Raw genomic sequence first — 14,168 nt, forward strand, 5'->3', positions numbered from 1 at the left:
TTTAGGTGAGGAGCTTGGCCAAAGCTTGGGTATAATCAATAAGCGCTATGGTCTCATCGGTTCGGGCTAATTTGATTTTATCAAAAATAATCAAAGCTTCTCCATTACTTTCAATATGATAAATCTGTCGATTCTCAAAAAAACGAATTAGGTCATCGGTAAAAAAGTTTCGTATCTCAGACTCCTCTTTACCCGTTATTAAAAAGCGCTTAGAAAAATCAGGATACATTTCAAAGTCGATGTCTTTAAACCCAGTAAAAGCCATTACACGGTCAATTATTTTTTCAAAGAGTCCCTCTTTTTCCATGGTAAAAACAGGAATTTTTTTGTTTATTTTTAAGACCATTAGCGAAGTGTTAAAGGTTTCTGCAGAAAATGCATCACCATCATTAAAGGTAACGTCTGAGATTTCCCAAGACATATTAATATCTTTAAAATCTCCTTTTAAAGAGTTTGATTTTCTTTCAATTGGTCGAATTTCAAAGAAGTGAAATTTTTTAAGGTAAAGGGTGTTCCACTCTACCTTGTAGTTAAACGAATAGTCTTGTTCGTTAGCCAGATTTTGCAAACGCACCTGCCTTGGAGATAATTTTTGGGCTGCGTTGTTAAGCGAAATTTTTAACGCCCTATTATGGGTTGAGTATGAGACGTGAGCATCCAAACCCCTAATGACTACATTTCCCCCTGTTTCTTTTTGCATTCTTAAATAGTCGACCAAATATTCCATGTAGGTCATTCCCACTAATCGTGTTTCAGACAAATCAATATTTACATCTACTCCAGCAGGAATTTCCTTTACGAGTTTATCAATTTTAAGGATTCCTAAGAAGTTGGCAATTCCTTTAATTTTCAAGTCATAAGCACCCTCTTGATTTTGAACAACACTAGAGCCAGCACGGTAGGTATTTCTAAAAAACTCAGTAATCGACTCTTTAGCCAACAGCATATGGCTTCCTAAAACCAAAAGCAAACCGCCAACAAGTCCAATCAGAAGATTGGTATATAGGGTTAAAACTAGCGTAAAGACAAAGAAAATTAATTGTTCGGGACCTTGATTATAGACTTGTTTGAAAACGGCAGGAGAGGCGAGTTTAAACCCAGTGTAAACAAGTAAAATAGCAAAAGCACACAAGGGTACTTGTTTCATTATTGGGCTTAGCACAACAATTAAGATTAATAAGAACACTCCTTGATACAAATTAGACCACTTTGTTTTTGCTCCATTATGGATATTAACTGTGCTTCTAATAATTACCGCAATGATAGGTAACCCTCCTATAAATCCGGCAGCCATAGTACTTAAACCAATTCCGGTTAAGTCTTTATTTAGGTCTGTTTTTCGTTTGTAAGGGTCAATTTTATCTACAGCTTTTGCAATGGCCAATGATTCAATACTGGTAATAATTAGAATAGAAAAAACCGTGGTCCAAAATTCAATTGTGCCGATTTTTGCAAAGTTAGGATGTAAGATAGAGTCTGTAAAATTATCTGGAATATCTAATAGCAGCGAGGGACCTACCTCATATGATTTTCCAAAAAAGCTTAAGCTATGAGCATCAAAGAAATTGAATAAATAGACAAAAGGAATTGAAAACGCAATCACCCAGATTGGTGCAGGGAAAAATTGAAAAACCCGAAAGCTTATTTTAGAGTGAAATAGTGAAAGTAGAAGCCCTATAATTGAAATGATAACCACAAATGGATTTGCTTCGGGTAATAAAACAACGGCATCTATTAAATTCTGTATGATACTAGGGCTGTCTGAGTGTGTTCCAAGGGCAACATGGATTTGTTTTGCGAAAATAATAATCCCAATAGCCGCCAAAAGACCATGGATGACCGAAGAATGAAAAATATCCGCAAGACGCCCCAGCTTTAACACACCTAGTAAGACTTGAATTCCACCTGAGACTACAATAGCACCTAATACATAATTAAAAGCCTGTCCCGAACCATCATCCATTACCGTAATACCATAAAGGATAACAGCAATTACCCCTTTTGCTGGGCCATTAATAGAAACATGCCCCCCTCTGTAGAGTGTAGTAACTACTCCACCAACTACTGCTGACCAGATTCCGGCCATTGCAGGTGCGCCGGCAGCAAGAGCAATACCTAACGATAGCGGCAAAGCTATTAGCGCAACGCTTATTGCCGCGATTACATCTGCGCGCCAATTCTCAATTAATCCACGAAATCCTGTTTTTGGTATAAATTCCATTTTAAATTATTACTAGGTGAAGATAATGACCATTTTTTATTTTTTTACAAATTCAGTTCGTAAAACAATATTCATTTTATTGATGCGACAATCAATTTCGTCAGCATCATCAGTTAGACGAATGTTTTTAACGGTTGTTCCTCTTTTAATAGTAGTTGAAGTCCCTTTAAGCTTAAGGTCTTTAATTAATTTTACTGTATCCCCATCATTCAAAATATTCCCGTTTGCATCTTTTACCTCCATAGCGGTCTTTTTTATAAAGATAAGTTTTAATGATAAAGTGTCAATAGTAGTTTAACAGAATTATTCAATAAAATTTGCCTAGAACTAGAGGTGTAAATAACTTTTTAAGTTCACTACATGGTCTTCAAAAGCCTTGATTCCATGAAGGGTAATTTCGACCTCTGTTAAGGGGTAGTTTCCCTCAAAACGTTTTTTAATTGTAATATATTCTGCTTCATTTAGTTTTTTTAGCTGAACGCTGAGGTTTCCTTGGGTTGCATCGAGCTCTTCTTTTAGATACTTAAAAGAAGCAGACTTAACTTTTATCAATAAAGACATCGCACCTAGACGAAGCGGAGAAGTTAACAAAGGGTTTAATGGGATCAAGCTTTATAATTTTTAAGTAAATAACCAGGAATTAAATAGGAAACCACGACGACTAATGCATATAAAAGCACAATTGAATTTCCAATTGCTAGAATACTATAAAAAGGAAAAGTAATTAAAAAAATCCCACCAAAGCTTAACGGTTTAAACTTTAGGACTACCCCTGTAACCAGAGTTCCTATACCCGCAAGGACAGGAAACAAAAACCAGGGCTGAATTTTTATAAAAGGAGAGGCGATTGAAAGCAAAACCAGTACGCCTCCTATTACCATCCACATGCGAGAAATAAAATATTCAACATGAGTTTTATGACTTTCTACTTTAGCGGCTTTGCTGTAACGAACATAAATAGCAATAAACCCAATAACAGCTGATAAAGGCCATATTAGGTAACTTTTATATCCTAAGGAAGTAATGGTTAAAAGTAAAAAGTTTGATACGGCAGTAAGACTGACCAACCAACCCCAAAATATAAAATCAAAGCTGTGTCTGCTGAGATTAACTTTGGCCTGAGAAATCATTTTTTCGATTAAATCGAGCTGTTCTTTGGGTGTGTTGTTTTCGTTTTTCATAATATTTGGAGTTATTTTTAAAACAAACATAAACTAGTTTATATTATAAACCAAATTAAAAACTATAAATGTTTTTCAAAGCACAAGCTGTTGTCAATGTCAACGTAAGGCTCGTAGTTGGGAATTCTTAAGTATCTATTTTTAGTGTATAGGTTTACTGCATTAGGTAAATTTTTTCCTGTTTCAAGGATACATTTTAAACACCCAAGCTCTTTAGCCCAAGCTTCAATTTCCTTAAGAACAAACCCGGCAATTCCTTTTTTACGTTGAGACGGTAAGACAAACATTCTTTTAATTTCAACCACATTTTCTTGAATGAATTTAAAACCACCACACCCTATAGCTTTGTCTTTTTCATAGACAATTACAACTTGTTTTAAGGTTTCAATTCCGTTAAACTGACTGTAAAAAGTATGATAAGGGCCGTCAATAATTTCCAATTCTTTGTTAAGCTCAACAACCAATTTTTTAAATTCTTTGTTATTTTGATCGGTTCTTAGAATCTTCATAGCAATCAGATTAATTAACAAAACCGGCCGCTCCAAGGGCAATAAGTTCTTTTTCGTTTAGAACAAGAACACGTACTTTTATCGGGACTCTTTCTAAAGGAGCATCTAAAGAATCTGTAGGAAGGGTAGCAATTTTGTCTAACACATCGAATCCTTTAAACACCTGACCAAAAATCGTATAATTTTGATTTAATCGAGCAATTTCTTGGTTATGAACAATATAAAATTGGCAACCAGCAGATTTTTTTTCAGGATTATTATCTCTTCCCATTCCAACAGCTCCATAAATGTGTTTTAGGTTTGGCGGAAATTCTGGATCAATTAAATAATGAGATTCATCAAAACCTTCTGGAGTGTCTGGACACCCACCCTGAATTACAAAGTCTTCTATGACCCGATTAAAACTTAAATCATCCCAATAATTATCTTTGGCTAACTTAATAAAACTAGCTCTGTGTTTTGGAGTTTCTTCATGTAGCCAAAAATACAGGGATCCCAATGGGGTCTCGATGTTCCCAACAGGATGTGTTTTTTCATGAATCGGTTTACAAGAAACAAATGAAAGAAGACAAATGAAGAAGATTTTTTTCATGACTATTATTTAAACAAAAAGTGAAAGTAGAAGTACAACAACTAATGCCGTTAAAGACAAAATGGTTGTCATTATAGACCAACTTTTAAAGGTGTCTTTTTCAGAAAGCCCTAGATAGTTGCTTACTAACCAAAATCCACTATCGTTTACATGGGAAAGAATTGAAGCTCCTGAGGCAATTGCAATTACAATTAAAGCAGTATGAAACCCTTCAAAGGGAACGGTTATTAGCGCTGAGGTTATTCCTGCCGCTGTAATCATAGCAACCGTAGAAGAACCTTGTAATACTCGAACACAAACCGCAGCTAAATAAGCAAATGGAATTAACCCTAACCCAATACTAGAAAAATAATTTGCAAGCATTTCTCCGGTACCTGTTGTAATTAGCATTTGTTTAAAAACGCCTCCTGCACCTGTGAGTAAAATAATAATTCCTGCAGGGGCTAAAGAAGACGTAGTAATAGAAAACAGTTTATCTTTAGAGGACCCACGCCTTATTCCCAGAAAATACCAAGCGAACAGATTTGCTATGATTAAAGCAGAAAAAGGGTGACCTGCCATTTGAATCCATTCAATATATGTTTTCGAAATATTTAATTGTGAACCCATTGGACTACTTAAAATTGTGTTTAAGATAATTAAGAAGATGGGGGTTCCGATAATTAAAACCAGGAGTCCTATGGGAGGAAATTCTTTTTGTTCTTTTTGTTTAATTTGTTCAGGGGCCGCAACAAATATTTTTGCTGCAATATATTTTCCAAATAAAGGCCCGCTCACAATTGCTGTAGGGACACCAACAATAAATCCAACTAAAATAACCCAGCCTAAATCAGCATTTAAGATATCCGCTACAGCTACAGGACCTGGAGTTGGAGGAATAAATGCATGTGTAATAGCAAGCCCTGCAAGAAGTGGAATTGCATACAGCAACAAGGATTTTTTTGTCTTTCGTTGCAGCGAATAAACCAGGGGTATTAATATGATGAAAGCTACATCAAAAAAGACAGGGATTGCAATAAAGAACCCTGCGATCATTAATGCCCAGGAGGCATTTTTTTCTCCAAATTTATTTAACAGCGATCTCGCTAATGCTTCAGCACCACCAGAATGTTCAAGAATAGCTCCAAACATTGCACCAAGCCCAACAACAACAGCTACAAAACCTAAAGTCGACCCCATTCCTTCTTTTACAGTATCCATAATTTCTAGAGGGGGAACTCCTGCTAATATGCCGACTAAAATACTAGAAATTAGTAAAGCTATAAAGGGTTGAAATTTGAATTTTAAAATCAAAAGAATTAAAAAAACAACCCCAACAATGACTGAGAAAAGAAGGGAAGAATTAATCATTTTTTTGCCATTCAGTATGAAAACTTTCTTCAAAAGGCTTGTCAATTCTTCGGTAAGTATGTGCCCCAAAAAAGTCCCTTTGCGCCTGGATTAAATTAGCGGGAAGTTTTTCGCTACAAATTGCAATCCAGTAATTATAAGCGGTTCCATATCCATCTAAAGGGATCTTTTGATCTATTCCGTGATGAATTATGGAAGCAGCTCCTGCTTCTGTTTCTTTTAAAAGATCTAGAAGAAGATTGATTTTTAATATTGTTTTATCAGATTTAAATTCTTCGGAAAGGCGCTCCATTAATTGAGATCTTATGATGCACCCCTGAGTCCAAATTCTTGAAATTTCTGAGGGATTATAGTCCCAACCATATTCTTTTGAAGCAGCTTCAATTAAATTAAACCCTTGAATGTGGTTAATTATCCTAGCGAAAGTATAAGCGTCCTTTAATTCAGAAACAGAAATTTTTTCTTTTTTAATAGGATTACTTTTCTGCTCAGCTAAAGAGCATCGGGTTTCTTTTAAGGCAGATATGTAACGAGCAAAAACGGCGGAAGACATCATGTTGTTTACGGATCCTAGTGCTAAAGCTGCAGAACTAGACCACATTCCCGTTCCTTTGCTACTGGCTTGGTCCAGGATTAAATCAACTAAAAATTGATTCCCCTCTTTTTTCAGCAGTATTTCAGCAGTAATTTCAAGTAAATAACTTGCTTCAGACCCTTGGTTCATTTCTTTAAAAAGAGTAGACATTTCAGGATAAGTCATTTGTTTAGATAAAACATCAAATGTTTCAGCTAAAAGCTGCATTTCAGCATATTCAATTCCATTGTGGACCATTTTAACAAAATGTCCAGCACCTTCTTTTCCCATAAAGCCCTGACAAGGTTTTCCTGAAAAGTCTTTTGCTGCAATTTTGTTTAAAATTGGGCTCAGGTTTTCGTACGCTTTTTTGCTACCACCAAACATAATAGAAGCTCCAAAACGAGCCCCGACTTCACCACCAGAAACACCACATCCCACAAAATTGATGTTCTTTTTTTCTAGCTGCTGAGCTCTTCTTTGCGTATCAGGATAGTGAGAATTACCACCATCAATAATAACATCTCCTTCGTCGAGTAAAGGAACCAGTTGATCGATAACACTATCAATTGCAGGTCCGCTACTAATCATCAGCCAAATATTTCTAGGAAGCTTAAGAGCACCAACAAATTCAGATAAATCTGTAAATCCAGAAACATTTGTAAAGGAATTATTTTTGGACATAAATTCCTCGATTATATGTTCCTCTCCTGGCGAAGAACGATTATAAACGGCGGTTTTAAATCCGCTTTCTGCACAGTTTAGCGCAATCCCTTGTCCCATTACGCCCATTCCAATTACGCCAATTGCCGCATCATTTTTAGAAGCTAATTTATTTTGTAAAACAAGCGAAAGCTCATCAACAGATTCACTAATATCAAGATGGATTCCGTAACTAGGAATTTCTAGATCGTTAAATTGAGACTGTAAAAGGGAGGGGTTAAAAAAATGGTTTTCTCGACTTTCAATTCTTTCTTTAATTAGGTCAAAAGAGCCATTAAGAACAACCCATTGAATTGATTTGTTGTTTGCTGACAAAAGGGCTCTATACTCTTCTTTTAGGGCGGAGCATGCAAGAATAGCTTGGCCGTTAGCGCTCCACTCATTGATTTTTTTGGAGAGTATTTCTAACCAAGGTTTTCGATCTGAATCTGTCAGTTGCAGACCTGATTTCATTTTTTCTTTATTGGATTGTGGATGAAAATTATCAGCATCAAAAAAAGGCCAATTTGTGTCTTGAGACAGTTTTTTGCCAAGACTTGTTTTTCCAGTACCACTAACCCCCATTAGGATAATCATAAAATTTTGTTTGGTGTTAAAGATATAAAAGAACAGATGAATTACATCATATTAATAACCCCTCCGTTAGGGGTATGAATTTTTTTCATTAAATCCGCTGTCATACAAGAATGGACAGGAAGTACCCAAAGCAGACTTCCAATTTCAAAGGATTTCATTTTTTCTTTAGGAACGCTAACAATTCCATGTTCTTGCGAAAGACTTTTAAGGAACATTTTGTCTATCGGATCTCCCCATAAAGTGCCTTTTGATTCTGCTATTCTACCAAAGATTACACCGTCATTAGGATCTTCGACGCGATCTTTAGAGAAGTGAATACCGCCACCGTATATTACTATTTCATTTCGGTCTTCGTGTTTGGAAACAATAGGACAAGCCATTGCAACCGCTATTTCGTTTATTTCGTTGGACCCAATAATGTTTTGAGTTAGATCATAATAAACAAAATTTCCAGGCCTAATTTCATCTATATCGTTAAAGTTTTCAGAAACACTACAGGTCGGTGTATCACCAATTGAAATTATTAAATCAGGATGTTGAGGTTTGTACTGTTTTTTTAGAGCAATTATTTTATCAATGCTTTTTTGGTGTACCGCTTCGATTGCTTCTTTGGACCTACAATTATAGGCATGACCGGCATGACCTAAAAATCCTTTGAATGATATTTTAGGATTTTCTTTAATCTTACTTAAAAGGGTATCAATTAACGGAATGGAGGAAGTCTTTATTCCTGTTCTGTTATAGCCAATATCTACTTTTAAAAAAACACCTAGACTGGATTTAAGATGTTTTTCCAAGAACAAAAGAACCTCTAAATTTTCTACACACAAGTTTAATTGGATTTTACTTGCTAGTTCGTTTATAGTATCAATTTCAAGAATATTCGCAGGAAAAGCAACGGTTATATCATCCCATTCTTGAGCAAAATAAGAAGCCATTTTTAAAGAAGAAACGGTAGCTTTTTTTACACCAAACTCTTTAAACCATCGTCCGATTTCAAGCGATTGATGGGTTTTGAAATGAGGCCTAAATTCGACCTTATTTCGAGCCGCTTTTTCAGCCATCTTTTCAATGTTTTTTTTACACCGAAGGGGATCAATAAATAACGTTGGAACCTGTACCATATCATTAAGATGTTCTGTAAAAAGAATTCAATAACAGGAAAGATACTTTTTAAAATTTGGAACTCCAAGATGACCTTATCCTTTATTTAGAATTTAAAGCGTATTAATTCTGTAACTAATTGCTCTAGATTAGGCATATTGGGCTTAACAGAACCTACAGCATATCCTGGAGTTGATTCGACACCCATGTCATCAACAATAATTAATAAAATATTCGGGGCATCATTAGCAGGAGTTATCGCCTCAATGACAACGTTCTGATCCTGATCAAGAGTTATTATAGGATTTTTTTTCAACTTACGCAAAGACCAATTAAGAAGTAGGTTCGTATAATGTTAATTTTCAATAAATAAGATAGGTTTTGGGCTATCTGGTTTAAAACATTTGAGACAAAAAGTGTTTAAAATCAAGTGTTTATTGATACTCAGAGGGTGCTTTTCTTAACTGAGTTTTTAGTTCATATAAAGAAGCAACCTTTAAAAGCTTTTCTTCTTCAAAAGGACGCGCTATAAATGTTAATCCCTTAGGACTTCCATTTTTATTGTACCCCATAGAAATAGTTAAACAGGGATATTGAGCAACAGCTGCATGTCCTGCGTTCCAATTGTTTATAGATAAAATTACATCTAGATTATGTTGTTTAATTGGGGTTTCAAAAAAAGCAATTCCCTCCAATTTGATTTGATTTTTTAAAATCTCAAGACTGTCCAAAGACAAATTAGAAGCAAAAACACCATCCAATCGTTCTTGAGCGTAGGGTATTCTTAGAAGAGAATCTTGGCTGTTGTGGCGAACGACATCATCTATGGATTTTGGCAAACCGGCTCCAACTGCATATTGAGTTAAATAGTTTTTTAAATCTATTTTCATGTCAGCATCAAGGATTTTACCAAAATTTTTGAAGTTTACTTTTTCAGGTTCGAACTCGACTAAAACGCCGCCAAGATTCTCGATTCTTTTAATAGCAAGAGCATAAAGAGAATCGTTTGCAAATTTTTTATTCACACCAAAACGAACACCTTCAAAAGAATTAAGTTTTGAGAAGGGTTTATATTCTAAAGCGATTGATCTTTCTAGAGTGACCGGATCATTTTCATCCTCCCCTTTCATTGCGTTTAGTAAAATATGTGCATCAACAACATTTTTAGTCATAGGCCCAGGAGTGTCATAAGTACTAGATATAGGAACAATTCCGGATCTACTTAATAAGCCAACGGTTGGCTTGAGTCCAACCAGCGAATGCGTACTAGATGGAGACAATATGGATCCAGAAGTTTCAGTTCCAAGAGCTGCCGCTGCATAATTTGCTGCAATAGCAGAACCACTACCAGCACTAGAGCCCCCTGTATCAAAAACTCTTTTCCCATAGGGGTTTAATGTTTGTCCGCCTACTGCACTATACCCATTAGGGCATCCCTTACACAAATAATTTGCCCATTCGCTGAGGTTGGTTTTACCCAAAATAACGGCGCCTTTTTCTTGTAATCGTTCTACGATAAAAGCATTATCAGCTAGATTTGTTTTCAACATTTCTGCGCCAGCAGTTGTTGGCAAATCAGCCACATTAATGTTGTCTTTCAGTAAAATTGGAATTCCGTAAATGGGATGATTCTCAGCGGATTTATTTAAATCTTTTTCTCGTGCAATTTTTACAGCATCTGGATGAATTGATATAACTGAATTTAAGGCTTGAATCGAGTCATTTTCGAACAGAACGATTCGGCACAGATACCATTGAGTAAGTTTCTCATAGGTTAGAAGACCTTCTTTTATATGTGCTTGTAAGGTTGGGATGTTTTGCTCCAGAATGAGGGGTTTTAGACTGAGGTAATCCTGTTGTGTAAAAGATTGGATTTGAGGTTCTATGGACTTCCAAAGATCATTTTTGTTGGAAACTTTTGACTGAATCAGGCGATAGCGCATTTTGGAAGACTTATTTTTTTGGGCTGCCTCAAGTTCCTGAGACTCATCATAGGCAACCCATGGCGCGATATTTGTTTTTGGGTTTTGATTACAGCCAACTAGCGAGATAAGAAATAAAAATAAAAGCGTTTTTTTCATGGCACAATATTTTATAGTATAAATCAACATAAAAACACCTCCTTATGTTTCTTTGTATTAAAAGTAGCGTTTTTAAGCTAGCCCACAAAAAACCCCCTGGCTACAGGGGGTTGAGTAATATTAAAACAAAAAGATGTATTTAGTCATTTAGCTTAAGTACTGCCATAAAAGCTTCTTGAGGAATTTCTACATTTCCAACTTGACGCATTTTCTTTTTACCTTTTTTCTGTTTTTCAAGAAGTTTACGTTTCCTTGAGATATCTCCACCATAACATTTTGCAGTAACATCTTTTCGAACCGCTTTAATTGTTTCTCTAGAAATAATTTTAGCTCCAATTGCAGCTTGTATTGGAATATCGAATTGTTGTCTTGGTATAAGTTCACGAAGTTTTTCGCACATTTTTTTACCGATACTATAAGCATTGTCAATATGTATAAGTGCAGACAAAGCATCTACTTGACTTCCGTTTAATAAGATGTCTACTTTTACAAGTTTAGAAGGGCGCATTCCTATCGGAGAATAATCAAAAGAAGCGTATCCTTTAGAAACGGTTTTAAGACGATCATAAAAGTCAAATACAATCTCAGCCAAAGGCATGTCAAAAGTCAACTCAACACGCTCTGTTGTAAGATAGGTTTGGTTTGTAATAGTCCCTCTTTTTTCAATACACAAAGACATTACATTTCCAACGAAATCAGCTTTAGTAATAATAGAAGCTTTTATAAAAGGCTCTTCAACACGATCAAGAGCGGACGGATCAGGAAGGTCAGAAGGGTTATTAACCAATAACATTTCGTTTACATCTTTCTTAACAAAAGCATGATAAGAGACGTTAGGAACCGTCGTAATTACAGACATATTAAACTCACGCTCTAAGCGTTCCTGAATGATTTCTAAGTGCAGCATTCCTAAGAATCCACATCGAAAACCAAAACCAAGAGCAGCAGAACTTTCCGGAGTAAAAACAAGAGAAGCATCGTTTAATTGAAGCTTTTCCATAGAAGAACGAAGTTCTTCATAATCTTCTGTGTCTACAGGATAAATTCCAGCAAAAACCATTGGTTTTACTTCTTCAAAACCGTCAATTGCGTTTTCTGTAGGATTCTCAGGTGTAGTAATTGTATCCCCAACCTTTACTTCTTTTGCATCTTTTATTCCCGTAATTAAATAGCCAACATCCCCTGCTTCGATTTTTTTCTTAGGCTCTTGTTTTAATTTCAAAGTTCCTATTTCGTCAGCATTATAAGTGTTTTGGGTAGCTATAAATTGAATTTTTTGACCCTTAGAAATGGTTCCGTTTATGATTCTAAAATAGGTTTCAATTCCTCTAAAAGGATTGTAAACCGAATCGAAAATAAGAGCCTGAAGCGGTTCGTCTGGGCTTCCTTTTGGAGCAGGGACACGCTCAATAATTGCGGTTAGAATTTCTTCAATTCCTAAACCAGTTTTAGCAGAAGCAGGAATAACTTCCTCAGGGGAGCAGCCTAACAAATCTACTATATCATCAGTAACTTCTTCCGGGTTTGCAGAAGGAAGATCTACCTTGTTTAATACGGGGATAATCTCAAGATCATTCTCGAGAGCTAAATATAAGTTAGAGATGGTTTGTGCTTGTATACTTTGAGCAGCATCAACAATAAGCAAAGCACCTTCACATGCTGCAATAGATCGGGAAACTTCGTACGAAAAATCTACATGCCCGGGAGTGTCGATGAGGTTAAGAATATATTCTTGCCCTTGGTACTTATACTCCATTTGGATTGCATGTGATTTAATGGTAATTCCACGTTCACGCTCCAAATCCATACTGTCTAGTAATTGGTTTTGTTTTTCACGGTCTGTTACAGATCCTGTAAAATCCAAGAGCCTGTCAGCTAGAGTACTTTTCCCGTGATCGATGTGGGCAATAATGCAAAAATTCCTAATGTACTTCATAGATTCTATTCCTAAGCTAAGCGACAAAGATACTTATTTGTGTTATGCTTTTTTGTTTTCTACATAAAATTAGTTTGACCCTATGATTAGCTTTTCAAACAATGTTTTATATTCGAAGTAGATTTAACCTCAAAACCCCTTTTCACATGAAACTTTCTATTAGCCATCAAGAACATTATTCTAGAATTGAACTTATTCTCAGAACCTTATTTGGTTTCATTTACATAACATTACCTCATAGTTTTTTACTATTTTTTCTCGGACTTTGGAGTCTTGTTTTAACTTTTGTTTCTTTTGTAGTTGTCCTAATTACCGGGGAATATCCAGAGAGTATTTTTGAGTTTCAAACTCAATTGATGCGCTGGAAACTGCGTGTAAACTCAAGGTTGTTTAATTTGTCCGATGGATATCCTGCCTTTGGGCTTTCTGCTACAGATAATTATACTGAATTTGAAGTTCCTTATCCTGAAAAAATAAGTAGAGGTCTAGTGCTGTTGCGTTTCTTTTTTGGCTTTTTGTATGTTGCTCTCCCTCATGGAATCATTTTGTTTTTCAGAATTTTATATGGCGTAGTACTTTCTTTTATTGCTTGGCTATCTGTTCTTTTTTTAGGGAAGTTCCCTAAAAATTTCCATAACTTTTTAGTTGGTAATATACGCTGGCAATATCGGGTGGCATTATACTTATGCTATATGACCGATGAATATCCTCCGTTTACAGGAAAGGAATTAAACCTAAATTAGTATGTTAAATTACATTACTATTCCTCAGCCTAATGAACTTTCGAAAAGAGAAAGAGAGGATGCAATGGGATCCTATCTTATGATGTTCGCAGCTTTTGCTGTTGGAATACCGATCCCCACAATTAACCTCATTGCTTCCGCTATTTATTATTATACCAACCGCAAGAAAAGTAGGTTTGTACATTTTCATTCTTTACAATCATTACTAACCCAAATTCCAACAACTATAATTAATTGGATGATGTTGTTTTGGAGCTATCATGTAATTTTTTTTGAAAATTACAAATACACAGGCCTTTTTTACAGTTACTTAGCCTTTACAATCTTGAGCAATTTAATTTATTTTGTATTTAGCATTCACGCATCAATTAAATCAAGAGAGGGGCAATTTGTCTATTTTAGCTTTATAGGGCCTTTTATATATAGTCGAGTTTATTCTACTAAAAACACTTTGTATTATCAAAACGAAGAACGGTCAGGACTAGCACCAATAATTGTAAACAAACCACCCTTTATTTAAAATTAATTCTTTGATTTGAAGCAGGCTGCAGAGAAAAGGTAGCTTTTGTGTACTTTTG

General features: G+C 35.5%; 14 protein-coding genes. 2 read left to right on the forward strand and 12 right to left on the reverse strand.

Translation table 11 applies throughout. The annotated features are described in order from the left end of the window. Position 1: 1 nt before the first annotated feature. The 12 genes from NG655_RS00925 to lepA all read right to left on the reverse strand — a co-directional run bounded on the left by NG655_RS00925 (position 2) and on the right by lepA (position 12,847). On the reverse strand, positions 2-2,221 hold the full coding sequence (locus NG655_RS00925; RefSeq protein WP_252157471.1) for a SulP family inorganic anion transporter: 2,220 nt from the start codon (positions 2,219-2,221) through the stop codon (positions 2-4). 36 nt (positions 2,222-2,257) lie between these two features. Continuing rightward, complete coding sequence (locus tag NG655_RS00930; RefSeq protein WP_252157472.1) at positions 2,258-2,464, reverse strand: alkylphosphonate utilization protein; 207 nt, start codon at positions 2,462-2,464, stop codon at positions 2,258-2,260. An 84-nt stretch (positions 2,465-2,548) separates the two neighbouring features. Further along, positions 2,549-2,830 (reverse strand): winged helix-turn-helix domain-containing protein, encoded by a 282-nt coding sequence (locus tag NG655_RS00935; RefSeq protein ID WP_252157473.1) that lies wholly within the window; start codon positions 2,828-2,830, stop codon positions 2,549-2,551. Further along, complete coding sequence (locus tag NG655_RS00940) at positions 2,827-3,402, reverse strand: hypothetical protein (protein ID WP_252157474.1); 576 nt, start codon at positions 3,400-3,402, stop codon at positions 2,827-2,829. The genes NG655_RS00935 and NG655_RS00940 overlap by 4 nt, the downstream gene beginning before the upstream one ends. 62 nt (positions 3,403-3,464) lie before the next feature. Then, positions 3,465-3,911: a GNAT family N-acetyltransferase gene (locus NG655_RS00945; RefSeq protein WP_252157475.1), complete on the reverse strand. Its 447-nt coding sequence runs from the start codon at positions 3,909-3,911 to the stop codon at positions 3,465-3,467. A 10-nt stretch (positions 3,912-3,921) separates the two neighbouring features. Beyond that, positions 3,922-4,503 carry a peptidylprolyl isomerase gene (locus NG655_RS00950; RefSeq protein ID WP_252157476.1) on the reverse strand — a complete coding sequence of 194 codons (582 nt, stop codon included), beginning with the start codon at positions 4,501-4,503 and terminating at the stop codon, positions 3,922-3,924. Positions 4,504-4,512: 9 nt separating this feature from the next. Then, a complete protein-coding gene (locus tag NG655_RS00955) occupies positions 4,513-5,853 on the reverse strand; it encodes a GntP family permease (protein ID WP_252157477.1) in 1,341 nt (446 codons plus the stop codon). Continuing rightward, entirely contained in the window at positions 5,846-7,726 is a 1,881-nt protein-coding gene (gndA, locus tag NG655_RS00960) for an NADP-dependent phosphogluconate dehydrogenase (RefSeq protein ID WP_252157478.1), read from the reverse strand. The genes NG655_RS00955 and gndA overlap by 8 nt, the downstream gene beginning before the upstream one ends. Positions 7,727-7,767: 41 nt before the next feature. Further along, positions 7,768-8,850, reverse strand: a complete 1,083-nt coding sequence (locus tag NG655_RS00965) for an alanine racemase (protein ID WP_272876333.1) — start codon at positions 8,848-8,850, stop codon at positions 7,768-7,770. Positions 8,851-8,936: 86 nt separating this feature from the next. Then, positions 8,937-9,155, reverse strand: a complete 219-nt coding sequence (locus NG655_RS00970) for a hypothetical protein (protein WP_252157480.1) — start codon at positions 9,153-9,155, stop codon at positions 8,937-8,939. Between the two features lie 109 nt (positions 9,156-9,264). Further along, positions 9,265-10,911: an amidase family protein gene (locus NG655_RS00975; protein WP_252157481.1), complete on the reverse strand. Its 1,647-nt coding sequence runs from the start codon at positions 10,909-10,911 to the stop codon at positions 9,265-9,267. A 139-nt stretch (positions 10,912-11,050) separates the two neighbouring features. Further along, positions 11,051-12,847, reverse strand: coding sequence for a translation elongation factor 4 (lepA, locus tag NG655_RS00980; protein WP_252159069.1), 1,797 nt, complete (start codon positions 12,845-12,847; stop codon positions 11,051-11,053). A gap of 146 nt (positions 12,848-12,993) precedes the next feature. Here lepA and NG655_RS00985 point away from each other — a divergent pair, with 146 nt between their 5' ends. After that, positions 12,994-13,590, forward strand: a complete 597-nt coding sequence (locus NG655_RS00985; protein WP_252157482.1) for a DUF4389 domain-containing protein — start codon at positions 12,994-12,996, stop codon at positions 13,588-13,590. 1 nt (position 13,591) lies between these two features. After that, positions 13,592-14,110 carry a magnetosome magnetite crystal formation protein family gene (locus NG655_RS00990; protein ID WP_252157483.1) on the forward strand — a complete coding sequence of 173 codons (519 nt, stop codon included), beginning with the start codon at positions 13,592-13,594 and terminating at the stop codon, positions 14,108-14,110. The last annotated feature ends 58 nt before the right edge of the window (positions 14,111-14,168 follow it).

The sequence above is a fragment of the Candidatus Arcticimaribacter forsetii genome (assembly GCF_910589745.1).
Classification (GTDB): Bacteria; Bacteroidota; Bacteroidia; order Flavobacteriales; family Flavobacteriaceae; genus Arcticimaribacter; species Arcticimaribacter forsetii.

What these genes read in the sequence shown, in the direction of transcription:
- NG655_RS00925 (WP_252157471.1), bottom strand. Translation starts at nt 2,221, where the DNA reads ATGGAATTTATACCAAAAACAGGATTTCGTGGATTAATTGAGAATTGG.
- NG655_RS00930 (WP_252157472.1), bottom strand. Translation starts at nt 2,464, where the DNA reads ATGGAGGTAAAAGATGCAAACGGGAATATTTTGAATGATGGGGATACA.
- NG655_RS00940 (WP_252157474.1), bottom strand. Translation starts at nt 3,402, where the DNA reads ATGAAAAACGAAAACAACACACCCAAAGAACAGCTCGATTTAATCGAA.
- NG655_RS00945 (WP_252157475.1), bottom strand. Translation starts at nt 3,911, where the DNA reads ATGAAGATTCTAAGAACCGATCAAAATAACAAAGAATTTAAAAAATTG.
- NG655_RS00950 (WP_252157476.1), bottom strand. Translation starts at nt 4,503, where the DNA reads ATGAAAAAAATCTTCTTCATTTGTCTTCTTTCATTTGTTTCTTGTAAA.
- NG655_RS00955 (WP_252157477.1), bottom strand. Translation starts at nt 5,853, where the DNA reads ATGATTAATTCTTCCCTTCTTTTCTCAGTCATTGTTGGGGTTGTTTTT.
- gndA (WP_252157478.1), bottom strand. Translation starts at nt 7,726, where the DNA reads ATGATTATCCTAATGGGGGTTAGTGGTACTGGAAAAACAAGTCTTGGC.
- NG655_RS00965 (WP_272876333.1), bottom strand. Translation starts at nt 8,850, where the DNA reads ATGGTACAGGTTCCAACGTTATTTATTGATCCCCTTCGGTGTAAAAAA.
- NG655_RS00975 (WP_252157481.1), bottom strand. Translation starts at nt 10,911, where the DNA reads ATGAAAAAAACGCTTTTATTTTTATTTCTTATCTCGCTAGTTGGCTGT.
- lepA (WP_252159069.1), bottom strand. Translation starts at nt 12,847, where the DNA reads ATGAAGTACATTAGGAATTTTTGCATTATTGCCCACATCGATCACGGG.
- NG655_RS00985 (WP_252157482.1), top strand. Translation starts at nt 12,994, where the DNA reads ATGAAACTTTCTATTAGCCATCAAGAACATTATTCTAGAATTGAACTT.
- NG655_RS00990 (WP_252157483.1), top strand. Translation starts at nt 13,592, where the DNA reads ATGTTAAATTACATTACTATTCCTCAGCCTAATGAACTTTCGAAAAGA.